The organism is Desulfofundulus luciae (genome assembly GCF_030813795.1).
Lineage (GTDB): Bacteria > Bacillota > Desulfotomaculia > Desulfotomaculales > Desulfovirgulaceae > Desulfofundulus > Desulfofundulus luciae.
This window is the reverse complement of sequence record NZ_JAUSUX010000008.1, coordinates 63,580-78,496: the sequence shown is the minus strand read 5'-3', so window position 1 is coordinate 78,496 and position 14,917 is coordinate 63,580. Positions and strand designations below refer to the sequence as shown.

13 protein-coding genes, 1 tRNA gene and 1 pseudogene are annotated in these 14,917 nt (G+C 55.9%); 9 read left to right on the top strand and 6 right to left on the bottom strand.

The genetic code is table 11. The features are described from left to right. Positions 1–92: 92 nt before the first annotated feature. From J2Z49_RS06590 to J2Z49_RS14885, 7 genes are all read left to right on the top strand, one after another. Positions 93–791 (top strand): YIP1 family protein, encoded by a 699-nt coding sequence (locus J2Z49_RS06590; protein ID WP_307401095.1) that lies wholly within the window; start codon positions 93–95, stop codon positions 789–791. A gap of 18 nt (positions 792–809) precedes the next feature. After that, positions 810–2,054, top strand: coding sequence for an efflux RND transporter periplasmic adaptor subunit (locus J2Z49_RS06585; protein ID WP_307401093.1), 1,245 nt, complete (start codon positions 810–812; stop codon positions 2,052–2,054). Then, positions 2,047–2,727, top strand: coding sequence for an ABC transporter ATP-binding protein (locus J2Z49_RS06580; RefSeq protein ID WP_166349115.1), 681 nt, complete (start codon positions 2,047–2,049; stop codon positions 2,725–2,727). Before J2Z49_RS06585 ends, J2Z49_RS06580 begins: the two co-directional genes overlap by 8 nt. Further along, the gene (locus J2Z49_RS06575; protein WP_307401090.1) at positions 2,724–3,929 is read left to right on the top strand and encodes an ABC transporter permease; all 1,206 of its coding nucleotides are present in this window, start codon (positions 2,724–2,726) and stop codon (positions 3,927–3,929) included. Before J2Z49_RS06580 ends, J2Z49_RS06575 begins: the two co-directional genes overlap by 4 nt. A 120-nt stretch (positions 3,930–4,049) precedes the next feature. Further along, positions 4,050–4,274: a beta/alpha barrel domain-containing protein gene (locus J2Z49_RS06570; protein WP_307401086.1), complete on the top strand. Its 225-nt coding sequence runs from the start codon at positions 4,050–4,052 to the stop codon at positions 4,272–4,274. Between the two features lie 9 nt (positions 4,275–4,283). Continuing rightward, positions 4,284–4,742, top strand: coding sequence for an alpha-hydroxy-acid oxidizing protein (locus J2Z49_RS06565; protein WP_307401083.1), 459 nt, complete (start codon positions 4,284–4,286; stop codon positions 4,740–4,742). A gap of 863 nt (positions 4,743–5,605) precedes the next feature. Continuing rightward, a complete protein-coding gene (locus tag J2Z49_RS14885) occupies positions 5,606–5,812 on the top strand; it encodes an AbrB/MazE/SpoVT family DNA-binding domain-containing protein (RefSeq protein WP_456151683.1) in 207 nt (68 codons plus the stop codon). Here J2Z49_RS14885 and J2Z49_RS14880 read toward each other — a convergent pair. Further along, positions 5,806–6,001: pseudogene (locus J2Z49_RS14880) on the bottom strand (IS481 family transposase); the annotation flags it as partial. The gene J2Z49_RS14885 and the pseudogene J2Z49_RS14880 sit on opposite strands and share 7 nt — an antisense overlap. Before the next feature lie 220 nt (positions 6,002–6,221). Here J2Z49_RS14880 and J2Z49_RS06555 point away from each other — a divergent pair. Continuing rightward, positions 6,222–7,244 carry an AAA family ATPase gene (locus J2Z49_RS06555; protein ID WP_307401077.1) on the top strand — a complete coding sequence of 341 codons (1,023 nt, stop codon included), beginning with the start codon at positions 6,222–6,224 and terminating at the stop codon, positions 7,242–7,244. Positions 7,245–7,329: 85 nt separating this feature from the next. After that, entirely contained in the window at positions 7,330–9,798 is a 2,469-nt protein-coding gene (locus J2Z49_RS06550; protein WP_307401073.1) for a S8 family peptidase, read from the top strand. Positions 9,799–9,938: 140 nt separating this feature from the next. On the opposite strand, the gene J2Z49_RS06545 is transcribed toward J2Z49_RS06550, so the two are convergent. From J2Z49_RS06545 to J2Z49_RS06525, 5 genes are all read right to left on the bottom strand, one after another. Further along, on the bottom strand, positions 9,939–12,425 hold the full coding sequence (locus J2Z49_RS06545; protein WP_307401070.1) for an ATP-dependent Clp protease ATP-binding subunit: 2,487 nt from the start codon (positions 12,423–12,425) through the stop codon (positions 9,939–9,941). 28 nt (positions 12,426–12,453) lie between these two features. Next, entirely contained in the window at positions 12,454–13,527 is a 1,074-nt protein-coding gene (locus J2Z49_RS06540; protein ID WP_307401068.1) for a protein arginine kinase, read from the bottom strand. Positions 13,528–13,531: 4 nt separating this feature from the next. Further along, on the bottom strand, positions 13,532–14,053 hold the full coding sequence (locus J2Z49_RS06535; RefSeq protein ID WP_307401065.1) for a UvrB/UvrC motif-containing protein: 522 nt from the start codon (positions 14,051–14,053) through the stop codon (positions 13,532–13,534). 55 nt (positions 14,054–14,108) lie between these two features. Next, complete coding sequence (locus J2Z49_RS06530; protein ID WP_307401063.1) at positions 14,109–14,579, bottom strand: CtsR family transcriptional regulator; 471 nt, start codon at positions 14,577–14,579, stop codon at positions 14,109–14,111. A 259-nt stretch (positions 14,580–14,838) separates the two neighbouring features. Then, positions 14,839–14,913, bottom strand: a tRNA-Asn gene (locus tag J2Z49_RS06525). Positions 14,914–14,917: the final 4 nt, after the last annotated feature.

The window sequence follows — 14,917 nt, the reverse complement described above, 5'->3', positions numbered from 1 at the left end:
AAGGTCTCTTACAATAAGAAAATTTTGGAGGAATGTAAAAAAGTCTGGCGAATGTACTAACCGAGTAAATTTTTACCGGGAGGTTTACATGAATGAGTGAAAATGGTCAAATACACTACGGGAGGCTTAAAGTGTTGACAAGTCCCGGGAAAGCTTTTGAAGCAATTGTTGAGCAACCAGCCTTTTTCAAATCATCCCTGCTTATCAGCGGAGTAAATTTTCTTCTGGCACTGGTTCTGGTACCCAAAATTCAGGCTAATGTTTTGTGGATGATCGAACAGGGGACAATCCCCATACCACCCGATCAAGTAGAGATGATGCGAGCGGTGGTGCCGAAAGTAACCGCTGCAGGAAGTCTGATCTCTGCCCTGGTGATTCCCTGGGGCGTCTGGCTGGTGGTCGCCGCTTTGCTGAAACTGTTCTCTGCGTTTAGTGCTAAAAGTACCCCCTTCAGAGTTCTTTTTGCCGTAGCCGTTTACGGCTACATCCCCATACTGATCGGTACAATAACAGCAACTCTCATTGCCCTTGTCGTACCGGCGGAAAACCTGCAGCAGGTAAGCCTCAGCCTGGCCTCCTTCTTGCCCCATCAAAAAAGCTTTATTTACTCTTTCCTCACCCAGTGCAGCCCCTTTACCTGGTGGAGCCTGATCCTCTGGGGAACAGGCGGTGCGGCAGCGATGCAGATCCGGCCGGGTGGCACGGTCGCCTACCTCTTCGGGTGCTGGCTGTTGTTTGCCCTGCTCTCATCTGCCCTGGCTTTCTGGAAAGCCCCGACCGGCATCGGCTAGAGGAAGGAGAGAAGGTTGTTGCGCAGTATTAAACTCTCGCTGGCCATAGCCGGTGCCATTTTGTTGATTGCTGTGGTGGTGGCCAGTATTATTCGGGGTTCCAGCACTGCCGCGGTAGAGGTTAAAACCGCCCAGGCCGAAGAGAGGATATTTGAGGATAAGGTCCTGACCACAGGCAGGATTGAAGCCTTCCGCCGGGCGGAGGTGGTGGCTCCTTTTCCTGCCAGGCTTTTAAGCTTAAAGGTAAAAGATGGCGACTATGTTGCTGCCGGCCAGTTGCTGGGCGTGCTGGATACAGATGAGATGGAGAAACGGCTCGGGGAAACCCGGGCGGCCCTCGCCGTTGCCGAAGCAGAACTGGCCCAGGCACAAACCCCGGCTGCGCTTGAAGTGGCCCAGGCTGAGGCTGCTCTCAAAGAAGCTGAAGCCCAGTTTCAGGACGCACGCCGGAAATTGGAACGCTATCGCTCCCTGTTCGAGCAGGGCGCCGTTCCAGAAGCCGATTTGGAGGCAGCCGAAACAGAATACGTCAAAGCCGAAGCAAACCGGCAATCAGCCAAGGCGCGTCTAACAGCGCTGCAAAAAAGCCATGACGAAAAGATTAGAGTGCTTCAGGCCCGGGTAGAACAGGCCCGGGTGGCCGTGGACAATGCCCGGCAGGAAGCGGCCAAAGGACGGCTTACCGCTCCCATTGGCGGCGTGGTTCTCACAACGGCCCGGGAAGGAACCTTCCTGCAACCCGGCACCATAATCTTAACCATCAGCGACAGGAATTCCCTTCAGGTGGTAGCCGAAGTAAGCGAGCAGGATGTCCGCAGCATAGCAGCCGGGCAGGAAGCGGAGATCCACTGGGCCGGGAGTCCGGGTAAAACCCTGCCGGCAAAAGTTTCCCGGGTTTCTCCCGCCGTAACCAGAAGTAACATTCATGAAACGGAAAACGTGGTGCGAGTATACCTGGATATGGAGCGAAACGACATTCTGCCCGGAGCTACGGTTGACGTGGTCATCCACCGCGTAAAGCCAGGAAAATCCCTCCTGATACCTAACGAAGCGCTGCTTGACGAAGGTAAGACAAAAGCCGTTTTCGTAGTGGAAGGCAACCTCGCCCGTAAACGCACGGTGACGGTGGGCCGCTCCAACGAACTATACACCGAAATTCTGGCCGGGCTGAAACCGGGGGCTGCGGTAGTTGTTAACCCCAAAAACATTAAAGACGGCCAGCCGGTTCGTAAAATTCAGGCGGGGGCGAAGGCCAGTGATTAAGCTCACGGGAGTAAGCAAGGTATACGGTAGAGGCCAGGCGGCGGTTCAGGCGTTAAAAGACGTGACCCTGGAAATCAAACGGAATGAATTCGTAGCCGTGATGGGCCCGTCGGGCTCAGGCAAGTCCACTTTTTTAAGTATACTGGGTTGCCTGGAACGACCCAGTGGAGGCGAGTATTGCTTTGACGGGCGGCAGGTAAGTTCCATGAGCGAAGACGAGCTGGCAGTTTTGCGCAACAGGCGGATCGGCTTTATCTTTCAGACCTTTAATCTACTCCCCCGCTTTAACATCCTGCGCAATGTGGAGCTACCGCTGGCCTACACCGGCGTGCCGCGCAAAGAACGGCGGGAGCGGGCGGCAGCACTGCTCACCAGGGTGGGACTCGCCCACCGCCTGCAACATAAGCCCCCGGAGCTTTCCGGCGGCGAGCAGCAGCGGGTGGCTATCGCCCGGGCGCTGGTTACCGATCCCCCCCTCATTCTTGCCGACGAACCCACAGGCAATCTGGACAGCCGGACCAGCCACGAAATCATGGCCATTTTCCGGGAACTGCACAAGGAAGGTCGTACCATTATTATCGTCACTCACGAACCGGATATCGCCCGTTACGCCGGCCGCATCCTGCACTTCCTGGACGGAACGGTGGTCAGGGAGGAGGTAACGGTGCAATGAGGCTTGACGACCTCATCCATTTTGCAGCCGGAAATCTCGCCGCTTACCGGCTGCGAGCGGCATTGACCATTTCCGGTATTGCCATTGGCATTGCCGCGGTTATTGCTGTGGTGGCCATCGGCCAGGGCGGCCGGGCGGTGCTGGTCGCAGAATTGGAAAAACTGGGAAGCACCCGTGCTTTTGAAATCACAGTGGATCATATGCGGGGGGAAATGGCCACGGTTGGTACTTTCCGGCTGCAGGATGCTGTTCTGATTAAAGAAGTTTCCCCGTATGTGGAAAAGATGGCTCCCCTCACTTTCAGCCAGATGATCGACGTGCGGCGGCCGTACAGCGGGACAAAGCCCGTTTTATCACAGCTCATCGGAACCACCGCCGACTTTACCGCCGTCAGAAATATACCCCTGCAAAAAGGACGCTTTATCTCCCCGGCGGATGTAACAGGGCGCCAGGGGGTGGTGGTGCTGGACGCAGCGCTGGCGGAAGATCTTTTTCCGGACACGGATCCCCTTGGGAAACAGGTGTTTATCAAGAACATTCCGGCCACAGTGGTAGGCATCCTTGAAAGAGAATCCTCGTTGTTTATGGGAATGATGAACATAAGGAGCGCTTACGTTCCCATTACGTTTGCCCAGGAAATCTTAAACTCACAGGTCATCCACCAGTTAGCCGGGGTGGCGGTATCCAGGGAAGCCGTTCCCCAGGCTATAGAGGATAGCCTGAAAGTTCTCAAAGCCAGACACCCCGGCTCAGGTGTGCATTACACAGGCCTGTCAGTGGAGGAACAACTGGCTGCGGCAGGCAAGGTCACCTCGGTCATGACCCTGATCATAGGGGCGGTGGCCGGCATAGCTCTGCTTGTCGGAGGTATTGGAGTGATGAACATTATGCTGGTGGCGGTGACCGAACGCACCCGGGAAATAGGGCTTTTGATGGCCCTGGGCGCCCGCCGGCGGGACATTTTGCAGCTTTTTTTGACTGAAGCCGTAACCCTGTGCCTGGTAGGCAGTATTTTCGGCGTGCTGCTGGGCGCCGGCGGAGCTCTGGCTATTGCCCATTTTGCCCACTGGCCGCCGCTCATCTCTTTATGGACGGTGCTCCTGGCTTTCAGTTTTGCCGCTGCAGTAGGCCTGTTTTTCGGGCTGTACCCGGCCAGCCGGGCTGCTTCTTTAAGCCCGGCGGAAGCGCTGAGGCACTTGTGAGAATGGAAAAAGGAGGTGCTGAAAAGCCCGCACCTCCTGCGTTTTTCTAAAACCCGGCCTGACCTGTTTCTTCCTTTCCGGCCGGTATTGGCACATAAGAGCACAGAAGTCAACCGCACGTTGGCGCGCTTTGCATACAAGTACGGCCTGACCATGGCGGTAGGCTCGCTAAGCGCTTTTTTTCATGACCCCGGCTGCCGTGAGTCCTTTTATGTGGCCAGGGAGGAAAATCCTAATGGTATCATTCTTGCAAGCGTCAGTTGCGGGACCCCGGTCGGTTTGGTCCGGGAAGGCGTTAGCATACTGGAGGCCAGTGCAGTTCAGGTTCACCTCAATACTGCCTAGGAACTGATCATGCCCGAGGGTAGGCGCCGGTTCTTCGGCATCGTGGAATACATCAGCATGTTACAGGAAGCAATTTCCGTACCTGTAATCGCAAAGGAAGTAGGGTTCGGTATTCCACGCGAGACATGTCTGCGGCTGCTGGAGGCCGAAGTCTCGGTGATCGATGTCGGGGGCCGCGGTGGGACCAATTTTGCCTTGATCGAGCATCTACGCCGCCGGGATGACTTCGCCGCCTGTTTCGCCTCCTGGGGGATCCCCACGGCGGTACCCTTGCTGGAATGCCTGGATGTAGCCCGACAGTCTGGTCGGCCGGTGGACGTTATAGCTAGCGGCGGAGTGACTTCTGGGTTGGATTGCTTTAAACTGTTGAGCCTGGGTGCCCGCGCTGTCGGGGTGGCTGGCCACTTCCTGAGGAGTTTGATGCTGGGGGAAGCTATTCTGGAACATGAGATCCGCAAATTCCACTAGCAGATCGCCACGGGCATGGCCATGTGCGGTGCGCGGGATTGGCATGCCCTGCAGAACGTGCCGGTTGTAATCACAGGCCAGACCCGCGAATGGCTGGAACTGCGAGGCGTGGACGTTGCTTGCTACGCCAGGAGGATTCCCGGATGATGTCATTGGTTTGGTTTTTGGCCGTCAGGGGCCTGATTCGAGAAAAGGGGCGCTTCCTGATCCATCTGAAAAACACCGAGAATAACCCCTTGCCGTGCCTTGGTGTCGGCTTCCGTCCTTGCTCCCTTGTTCGGTGTGGTTCCTTGGGGCATGGGCTCCATGATGCTTCCCGCCCTCCACCGCCCCGTTTTTCCTTCCTCCTCCCGCATCACCCTGTGGCCGCAGCCGGCCTTGCGGCCAGGAGCCGGGCCATGAGCTTTAGGTTCAGCACGAGAAACGTCAGCAAGACCTGGATGCGCACCCGTCCGGCGCCGCGGTAACGCGCCCGCGCCAGGGCCATGCCAGGTGCGAGTTTGCAGCCTACCTTCGAAACGGGTTACCTGCCTTGCCTGGCTTATCCGGCAGGCCTCCCCGGGTAAGAGCGTTAACCTTCACCCCGCGCCCGCCCCATCTACTCTACCGTCCCTTGGCAGCCTGGGATTTCGCTGTGTTTCGCCAGCTCATCCGAACGGTCTAGCTCCTTATGGGGTTCTTGTTCATCGGGCCGTGGTTTTGCCGCCGGCGCACCGATCCGATTCCCTGCAGTGGACTTCCACCACCAAGTTAACGCCCATGCCGGGCGCACAAACAACAGGGTCGAACAGCCCCTGTTTTTCCTTGCTCTTCCGGCAGGATTTTCCGGGCTTACGTTGAATTGGTTCAGAAAACCGGAATCTATGTTTCCTGGTCAGGTGATTTTGTTGGCCGATAAAGTTAAGGTCTACACACCAAAAGTGGGCTCCAAAGGCCTAATGACACTCCCTAAAGAGATAAGAAATGCCCTTGGAATTGAAGAAGGCGACCGCGTATTGCTCAAGGTTGAGCCGGACGGGAAGGTTTTGCTACAAAAAGCCCTGGTCGTTCCCGCTCCTGCTCCGTCGTGATTAATTTTGCGCGTTACCCGCAAAAGGAAGCTTTCGTCTAAAAAAACCGGGTTGGAAACCATTTTCACCGCATGTGCCTGGGACATAAAGTAATCCAGGGGGCTCATACCAAGTGCACTGTGCGTTTTGCGCTGGTAATCCGTCTCCAGCCACTGCGTGATGCGCAAGGTTCAACTCCTCTAAGGATTTCTGGCCGAGGCCCGGGCCGAGATTCTGAAATGAAGTAACCATGGAAATCCATGCTCACGTGCCTGATGGCGTAAAAGACGACGTCCAGCGTACAGTTACCGAGAACTGCCGCACGCTGAAGTTCATAAACTACGGGTTTGAAGCACACTGCATTGGTATCAGGCCTGTATTCTCAGATATAATGTAAGTCAAGGAATACAGGTAGAGAAGGGTGAGAAGCGTGGCACGTTCCGACTTGCTGCTCAGTTTAGTGCGGGCAGGAGCTATGGGAGATCAAATACTATTTCGAAAGACCGTAGAGGCCATGGCCGCCGAAGAGCGGGCAAAACAGCATCATGTTTTGGCCGACCGGTTACTTGAAAATGTACGTTCCCTTCCTAATAACACCCAGGCTCTTCATCCAGTTGTTGGTGAGCAGCTACAGAGCCTGTTTTACGAGATTGTCCCCCGTCGATCCTTGCAGGATTTGATTCTACCCGAGGCCGTGTTGACTGCCTGCCAGGAGTTGTTGGAAGAGCAACACCGGATGGATCTGCTTCGCTCCTACAACCTGGAGCCCCGGCACCGGGTGCTCCTGGTAGGCCCACCAGGCAACGGCAAAACCGCCCTTGCGGAAGCCCTGGCCGAAGGCCTGACAATTCCCCTTATTCAAGTTCGCTACGAAGGGATTATCGGAAGCTACCTGGGAGAAACGTCCCAGCGTTTAAAACGTTTGTTTGATTATGTCAGAACCCGGCGCTGTCTACTGTTTTTCGATGAGTTCGATGCTTTAGGCAAGGAGCGGGGCGACATCCATGAAACGGGGGAGATTAAACGGGTTGTCAGTTCCCTTCTGATGCAGATTGATGATTTACCGAGCCACGTTGTGGTGGTCACGGCGACCAACCATCCGGAACTTCTGGACCGGGCTGTCTGGAGGAGGTTTCAAATTCGCCTGACTCTGCCGGCACCCAGTCCAAAAGCCCTGGAAGAGTGGTTTCGCCGGTTTGAAGCACGTATAGGCAAACCCCTGGGGTTTGCTCCGCGCATCCTGGCTGAAAAGTTGAAAGGGTTGAGTTTTGCAGAAGTTGAAGAATTTTGCATGGATGTACAGCGCCGTTATGTTTTATCATTGCCCCAAGAAGACCTAAAACCCATTGTAGCCGAGCGATTAAAACAATGGAAGTTACGTTATAACCCGCCTGCCGCTGAACAGGGAGCGAAAAAAGATGGAAAAAAGAAGACATCTGTTAATCTTTCCTGAACCCGTCCAGGCGGACCGGAACCTTAGGAAACCGATTGTTCCGCCGCGGTTACATAAACCAAGCATAGATCGTCAAAAAGAACGCTTGACGCCGCGGTTTCAGGAGTTGGAAAGGGTTTTTGCCGCCCGGCGAGCAGCCCTGCTGGACGACCCCTCTGGTACGGTGCCGGAGCAGGTATTGGTACTGGAAACGGTAGGTTCCATAAAGGATTTCATTAATGCTGTCAAAAGAATAGATGGTTTGGAATGGATGGCTGAACTGGAAGCAGAATTCGAGCCCGACGAGGACTTTTTCCTTGAAAAAGAGCCGGAAAAGTCTTTGGGCGGGCGCCTTTACCTGGTTCTGTTCAATCAGCAGGCTCTACTATCTCTGCTCTCCCTCTGGAAGCAATACGTAACTGATCCCGGGATACGCTTTCAATATGGACAGAATAAGTGGAAGTCCCTTTTTGAAAACTTGCGCGATATCCGTCCCTGGGACTGGACTGATCGGTTAAGAGATACGGGGATAGAAGATTTCTGGCGGGAACGAGTAGAAGTGGGGGAGGAACGGGTACGATTTGAAGCTGAATTATGGTACAGGCAACACAGGGAAGACCGGCACAGAAGCGAACAAATACTTCGCCAAGTGATTGCGGAACTGGAAGGGCAGGTAATTTCCAGTGCAGTCATACCAGAAATCCACTATCACGGGGTACTGGCGGAGTTGCCCATTGGGAAGATTCAGAATATTTTAGAACGCGTTGATTTGCGTCTCTTGCAGTGCGAGCAGGTCATGTTTTTCCGGCCAATGGGCCAGGCTGAAATCCTTGTTTCTGGGGTTGAACCGTTGCTGGAAGAGGCCGTTCCCAGTCAGGAGGCATCTTTTTTACAAGGTGAAACACCCGTGGTAGCCCTTCTGGATGGATTACCGTTAGAAAATCATCCTTGCCTGGCCGGGCGCCTGATCGTTGATGATCCTGACGGGTGGTCTCGTGAGTATCAGGCCCGTGAACGCAAACATGGCACAGCAATGGCTTCCCTGATTATTCATGGTGATTTAGAAAACAGAGAACCGCCCTTAACGCGACCCATTTATGTCCGGCCTGTTATGAAGCCGAACCCCCTTGACTTTAATGATCCACGTGCAGAAGAAATGCCTTGGGATTGCCTGCCTGTTGATCTTCTACATAGGGCGGTTAAAAGGATCTTTGAAGGAGAAGGCGGGGAGAAACCACAAGCTGGAAACATCAAGATAATCAATTTTTCCATTGGTGACAAAAACAGGCCATTCGACCGGGTTATGAGCCCCTTAGCCCGGTTAATTGATTGGTTGGCCTGGCATTACAATGTTCTGGTGCTGGTGAGCGGTGGAAACCAACGGGACGATCTGGTACTGGATGCATCCCGTGAGCAAGTGGTCAGTATGGCTCCCGAGGTTTTGGAAGAAAAGGTCCTGCAAGCTGTGGTCAAATATGCAAGACAACGGCGCCTGTTGTCACCCGCCGAGGCTATAAATGCCTTGACCGTTGGGGCTACCCACGAAGACACATGTAACAATTTCTATACAGGCTACAGCCTTAACCCTTGCGTTACCAAGGGCATGCCCAGCCCTCTTAACCCTGTCGGATTAGGGTACCGGAGGACTATTAAACCTGAGATATTAATGCCGGGCGGAAAACAACTCTATCAGGAGCGGTATACAGGTAGTGGAACGGAAACCAAGATGGGCATAGTCGTGTCCCCTGGAAGACCGCCCGGCCAAAAAGTGGCTTGGCCTGGACCCAATCGGGGAATTTCGCAAAGCGTGGCTTTTACATGCGGGACCAGCAACGCAACGGCATTGGCCACCCGAACGGCAGCCCAGCTTTATGAATATATAGTCCGGGAATTAAGAAGCGAGCCGGGCGGGGAACAATTGAAGGATCAGCATATCGGGGTGTTGCTCAAGGCTTTGCTGGTTCACGGAGCCGAGTGGGGGGAAGCGTACAGAAGATTTGAACATTTGTTTCGGACCCCTCGAAACGCACAAACCTTCAAGGAGTTCGCGGCTCGCTTCTTTGGTTATGGCCGGGTAAACACGGAAAGGCTGTTTGGCTGTACGGAGCAGCGGGCCACTTTGATCGGATGTGGGCAATTAGGGGATGGGCAGGCTCATATTTACAGAGTACCATTGCCCCCATCTTTGAGCGGACGGCGCGATAATCGCCGATTAATCATCACGCTGGCCTGGTTTACTCCCATTAACATAGGACATCAAGCCTATCGGCGGGCAGCCCTCTGGTTTGAGCCGCCCCTGGGGCCATTGGGTGTCCAAAGACAGGACGCTCACTGGCAAGCGGTGCGGCGGGGAACTGTACAGCATGAGGTTCTTGAAGGGGAAAAAGCTGTTGCTTATACCGACGGCAGTTTTATGGAAATAAAAGTTAACTGCCGGGCTGATGCCGGTCAGTTATCAAATCAAGTTCCTTATGGACTTGCAGTTACGCTGGCGGTGAAGGAAGGGGTAAATCTCCCCATTTACCAGGAAATACGTGAACGGATCGCGTTACTGGTTCCTGTTTTACCTACATGAAACGGAACTGTTTCACTTTACCATGTTTTCTTGGTAAAGACATTTGCAAAGGAGGTGCGGGAAATCCCGCACCCCTGCGTTTTTTTAAGATCCATCCCTACCGCTCCGCCTTTTCAGCGGGTGCGGCATACAGGCGGGTACTATTCACTTTGAGCACTTGCGGGCGCCCCACCCGCCGCCTGGTTGTCGCCGGCTTTGCGTACCACAATCCGGCCGTCTTCGCCGTCCACCACCACCCGGTCGCCCTTGTGGAAAGTGCCCTTCAGGAGCTCCTCGGAGAGGCGATCTTCCACCAGGCGCTGGATGGCCCGGCGCAAGGGCCTGGCACCATAGGTTTCGTCGAAACCTTCCCTGGCCAGGATTTCTCTGGCCGCTTCGGTAAACTCCACTTCCACATCGTGTTCCTTCATCCGCCCGGCCACTTCCTTGAGCATCAGGCCCACAATTTCCTTAATGTGCTCGGCGGTCAGGGAGTGGAACACGATGATTTCGTCGATGCGGTTTAAGAATTCCGGCCGGAAGGTGCGTTTTAACTCTTCGGTCACCCGCTCCTTCATGCGCTCGTAGCTGGCTTCCTTTTCCTGTTCGGTACGGAAGCCCAGGGTTCCTTCCTTGCGCAGGGTATGCACCCCTACGTTGGAGGTCATGATGATCACCGTATTGCGGAAGTCCACCGTCCGGCCCTTGGCATCGGTCAAACGGCCGTCTTCCAGGACCTGCAGCAGGATGTTGAATACATCCGGGTGGGCCTTTTCAATCTCGTCCAGCAGTACCACGGTGTAGGGCTTGCGCCGCACCGCTTCGGTCAACTGGCCCCCCTCTTCATAACCGACATAACCCGGAGGCGCGCCCACCAAACGGGAGACGGCAAACCGCTCCATGTATTCGCTCATGTCCAGGCGCACCAGGGCATCCTCGTCGCCAAAGAGGGCTTCCGCCAGCGCCCGGGCCAGCTCGGTTTTACCCACACCGGTGGGACCGAGGAAGATGAAGGAACCGATGGGCCGCCTGGGATCCTTCAGCCCGGCCCGCGCCCGGCGCACCGAACGGGCTACGGCCCGCACCGCCTCGTCCTGGCCCACCACCCGCTGGTGCAGAATTTCCTCCAGGCGCAGCAGGCGCTCGGTTTCCTCTTCGGCCAGCTTTTTCACCGGGATGCCGGTCCAGCTGCTGACAATCTGGGCGATGTCTTCCTCCGTAACAACCAGTTCCTCCTTGCCCCTGGCCGCCTGCCAGTCCTGCCGCCGGGCTTCCAGCTCTTTTTTCAACTGCTGCTCCTGATCCCGCAGCTGGGCAGCTTTTTCAAACTCCTGGTTGTTGACGGCAGCTTCCTTTTCTTTTTGAATTTCCTCAATCCGTTTCTCCAGGTCCTTGAGGTTTGGCGGGGCAGTAAAAGCCCGCAGGCGCACGCGGGAACTGGCCTCATCCACCAGGTCGATGGCCTTGTCCGGCAGGAACCGGTCGGTGATGTAGCGGTCCGACAGCCTGGCCGCCGCTTCCAGGGCCTCATCGGTTATGCGCACCCGGTGATGGGCTTCGTACTTATCCCGCAGCCCTTTTAAGATGGCGATAGTTTCTTCCACCGTCGGTTCTTCCACCATGATGGGCTGGAAACGCCGCTCCAGGGCGGGGTCCCGCTCAATGTGCTTGCGGTACTCGTCCAGGGTGGTGGCCCCGATGCACTGGAGCTCGCCCCGGGCCAGGGCCGGTTTCAGGATGTTCGCCGCATCAATGGCCCCTTCCGCCGCCCCGGCGCCAATCAACGTGTGCAGCTCATCGATGAAAACGATGATATTGCCGGCCTTGATAATTTCGTCAATAACCTTCTTAATGCGCTCCTCAAACTCGCCCCGGTACTTGGTGCCGGCCACCATGGAGGCTAGGTCCAGGGTAACCACCCGCTTGTTGAGCAGCACCTCCGGTACGTTCCCCTGCACGATCCGCTGGGCCAGCCCCTCGGCGATGGCGGTTTTTCCCACCCCCGGCTCACCGATGAGCACCGGGTTGTTCTTGGTGCGCCGGCTCAAGATCTGGATGACCCTCTCAATCTCCTTCTCCCGGCCCACCACGGGATCCAGCTTATCATCCCGGGCCAGGGCCGTAAGATCCCGGCCGAACTGGTCCAGGGTGGGGGTGCTGGAGGCCTGGGGTCTGGCCGCACCCGGTTGTCCCGGAGCGGGTCCCCCTGCCGCGCCGCCGAGCATCTGCATGATCACACTGCGCACCTTGTTAAGATCCGCCCCCAGGGAAGCCAGGGCCCGGGCAGCCACACCCTCACCTTCCCGGATCAACCCCAGGAGAAGGTGTTCCGTCCCCACATAGTTGTGGCCCATGCGCCGGGCCTCATCCACAGCCAGTTCCAGCACCCGCTTGGCCCGCGGGGTTAAAGGAATCTCCTGCGGCATGGGGCCGGATACCTTTTCCACCATCTGCTCCACCGTGGCCCGCACCTTATCGGCGTCAATGCCCAGGCTGGCCAGGGTTTTGGCGGCTACGCCTTCCCCTTCCCGGATCAGCCCGAGCAGCAGGTGTTCCGTCCCTACATAGGGGTAATTAAGCCTTCTGGCTTCTTCTTGAGCAATAAACAGTACTTTTTGTGCCCTTTGCGTAAAACGACCGAATAACATCGTAACACACACCTCCTGTTTTATTTTTTTAAGACTGTTGAGCTGCCGATAGCTTTTTGCGGATTAACTGGGCGCGGTATATATCCCGCTCCACCGGGCTTAAATCTTTACCGGTGACCTTCACCAGGAAGGCCGGCCTGGTAAGCACCATCAGTTCAATGATCAGTGGCGCCGGAATGTTTTTGATAATACCCATATCGATGCCCAGGCGCAGGTCGGAAAACAGGCTCATGGCCTCTTCCGACGTCATTACCCGGGCATGCTTCAGCAGGCCGTAGGCCCGCCCCACCCGGTCCTCCAGTTGCTCCCGGCGCTCCCGGTAGAGGGCCTCCCGGGCCGCCCTTTCCTGCCCCAGAAGCTGGCGGGTCACCGAAATGAGATTGGCAATAATATCCTCCTCCGCCTGTCCCAGGGTAACCTGGTTGGACACCTGGAACAGGTTGCCCTTGGCCTCGGTGCCCTCGCCGTAAAGGCCGCGCACGGTCAGCCCCAGTTTGGTAATGGTGCCCAGTACCCCCTTGATTTGATTGACCATCACCAGGCCGGGCAGGTGCAGCATCACCGAGGCGCGCAGGCCCGTGCCCACATTGGTGGGGCAGGCCGTCAGGTAGCCCAGCTTCTCGTCAAAGGCATAGTCCAGGGTGGCTTCCAGGCCGTCGTCAAGGCGGCTGACCAGCTCCCAGGCCCTGTTCAGCTGCAGGCCGGGCAGGAGGCACTGGAGACGCAGGTGGTCCTCTTCATTAACCATGACGCTGAGCACTTCGTCGTCCCGCAGCACCACCGCCTTGCGCTCGAAATCCTCCAGCAAATCGGGGCTGATCAGGTGTTTTTCTACTAGTATCTGCCTTTCTACAGGGGTCAATTCGTTCATGCGTGTTAATTCCATTTTCCCCACTTTTTCCCGGAAGACCCTGTTTTCTATTGCCGTTTGTACGGCATGGATCACCTCTTCGGCCTTTTCCCGGGACAAAAGATGGGGGAATGGCAAATGGGCCAGATTCCGGGCCACCCGCACCCGGCTGCTGATCACGATATCCGACTCGGGACCAGTTCCATCCATCCAGCGACTGTGGGGATTGTTTACGGTTTCTCTGATGGACATCACCTTATCCCTCCTGCAGTTGCTTTTCCAGTTCCCGGATGGCATCCCGCAATTCGGCCGCCCGCTCGAACTCTTCCCGGCTGATGGCCTCCCGCAACTGGGCCTTCAACCGCTCAATGCGGTTAATGACCCGCACTTTGCCGCCGGTACGTTCCGGCACCTTGCCCGTATGGCAGGTATTGCCGTGAATCCGCCGGAACACGGGCTCGAGCCGGGGACCAAAATAGCGGTAGCATTCCCCGCATCCCAGCAATCCCTGGCGGGCAAACTGGGCCTCCGTCAGCCCGCAGGCTTCACAGCGGGCCCCCGCCGGGGCTACCGTGGGACCGGTAGTGGGGAAGCCAAACTCGTTGTGCAACAGCCCGGCCAGGAAATTATGCAGGTTTATCTGAGGGAAAAATCCCATGGCCTGGGCCTGCAACTCCCGGGCACACTGCTCGCACAGGCGCATGGTCCGCTTTTCATTGTTGATGATTTCCGTCAAGTGAACCGTAGCCGGTCTCTGGTGGCAACGCTCGCATTCCATTTTTTTATCCCTCCTGTTGGCTGGCATCGCCAGAAGTATTCCCCGAATGCCTGTTTTATTCACCCTTTTTGCTCAACAAACTCAGGATCATGGCGCGTAGGATCAAGGCCCGCAATTGATCCCGGGCCGGTAAACCAACGCGCAGCACTTCCCGGTCAACCACCGCCCGCATCATCCGGTACTCGCGGTCGGTGATCAGTTTTTCCTCCCTCAGGCGCTCAATGATAGCCTGCGCCCGCTGCTGGGATATTTCCCTGCCCACCAGGTTTAACAGGTGGCTGATGGAATCCAGCTTTTCATCCCGGGGCAACTGCAAGATGCGCACGTATCCCCCGCCTCCCCGCCGGCTTTCCACCAGAAAGCCGTGTTCCACGGTAAAACGGGTGGCGAGAACATAATTAATCTGGGAGGGGACACAATTAAATCGTTCTGCCAGCTCGTTGCGCCGGATCTCGATCATCCCCCGGGCGCTGGCGGCCAGCAGCTCCTTTAAATAGCGTTCAATAAGGTCTGAGATGTTTGACAACCACCACCACCCTCCCTGACCTTGACCTTGACTGACTTTCACCTTTATTATAGACACAACCGCATAAAAAAATACAAGCGCCGGAAGAACCTTTTTTTGCAAATTATTGCCATTCATGACCAGCCAGCATTATACAGGTTCCCCGGACGCTTTATTTTTCGTTTTTTTATGCCTTTTTTGGGTTTTATTTATGGAATAAAACGATACGAAAATAAAAAATGACATACCTGTGATAAACCAGGTATGTCTTGCTTTCAACTGGCTCCCCGAGTAGGATTCGAACCTACAACCCTCCGGTTAACAGCCGGATGCTCTACCGTTGAGCTATCGGGGAATAA

Bases quoted from the DNA above. Each gene is read 5' to 3' on its own strand.
- J2Z49_RS06590 (WP_307401095.1), top strand. From the start codon at position 93: ATGAGTGAAAATGGTCAAATACACTACGGGAGGCTTAAAGTGTTGACA.
- J2Z49_RS06575 (WP_307401090.1), top strand. From the start codon at position 2,724: ATGAGGCTTGACGACCTCATCCATTTTGCAGCCGGAAATCTCGCCGCT.
- J2Z49_RS06565 (WP_307401083.1), top strand. From the start codon at position 4,284: ATGCCCGAGGGTAGGCGCCGGTTCTTCGGCATCGTGGAATACATCAGC.
- J2Z49_RS14885 (WP_456151683.1), top strand. From the start codon at position 5,606: ATGTTTCCTGGTCAGGTGATTTTGTTGGCCGATAAAGTTAAGGTCTAC.
- J2Z49_RS06545 (WP_307401070.1), bottom strand. From the start codon at position 12,425: ATGTTATTCGGTCGTTTTACGCAAAGGGCACAAAAAGTACTGTTTATT.
- J2Z49_RS06540 (WP_307401068.1), bottom strand. From the start codon at position 13,527: ATGTCCATCAGAGAAACCGTAAACAATCCCCACAGTCGCTGGATGGAT.
- J2Z49_RS06535 (WP_307401065.1), bottom strand. From the start codon at position 14,053: ATGGAATGCGAGCGTTGCCACCAGAGACCGGCTACGGTTCACTTGACG.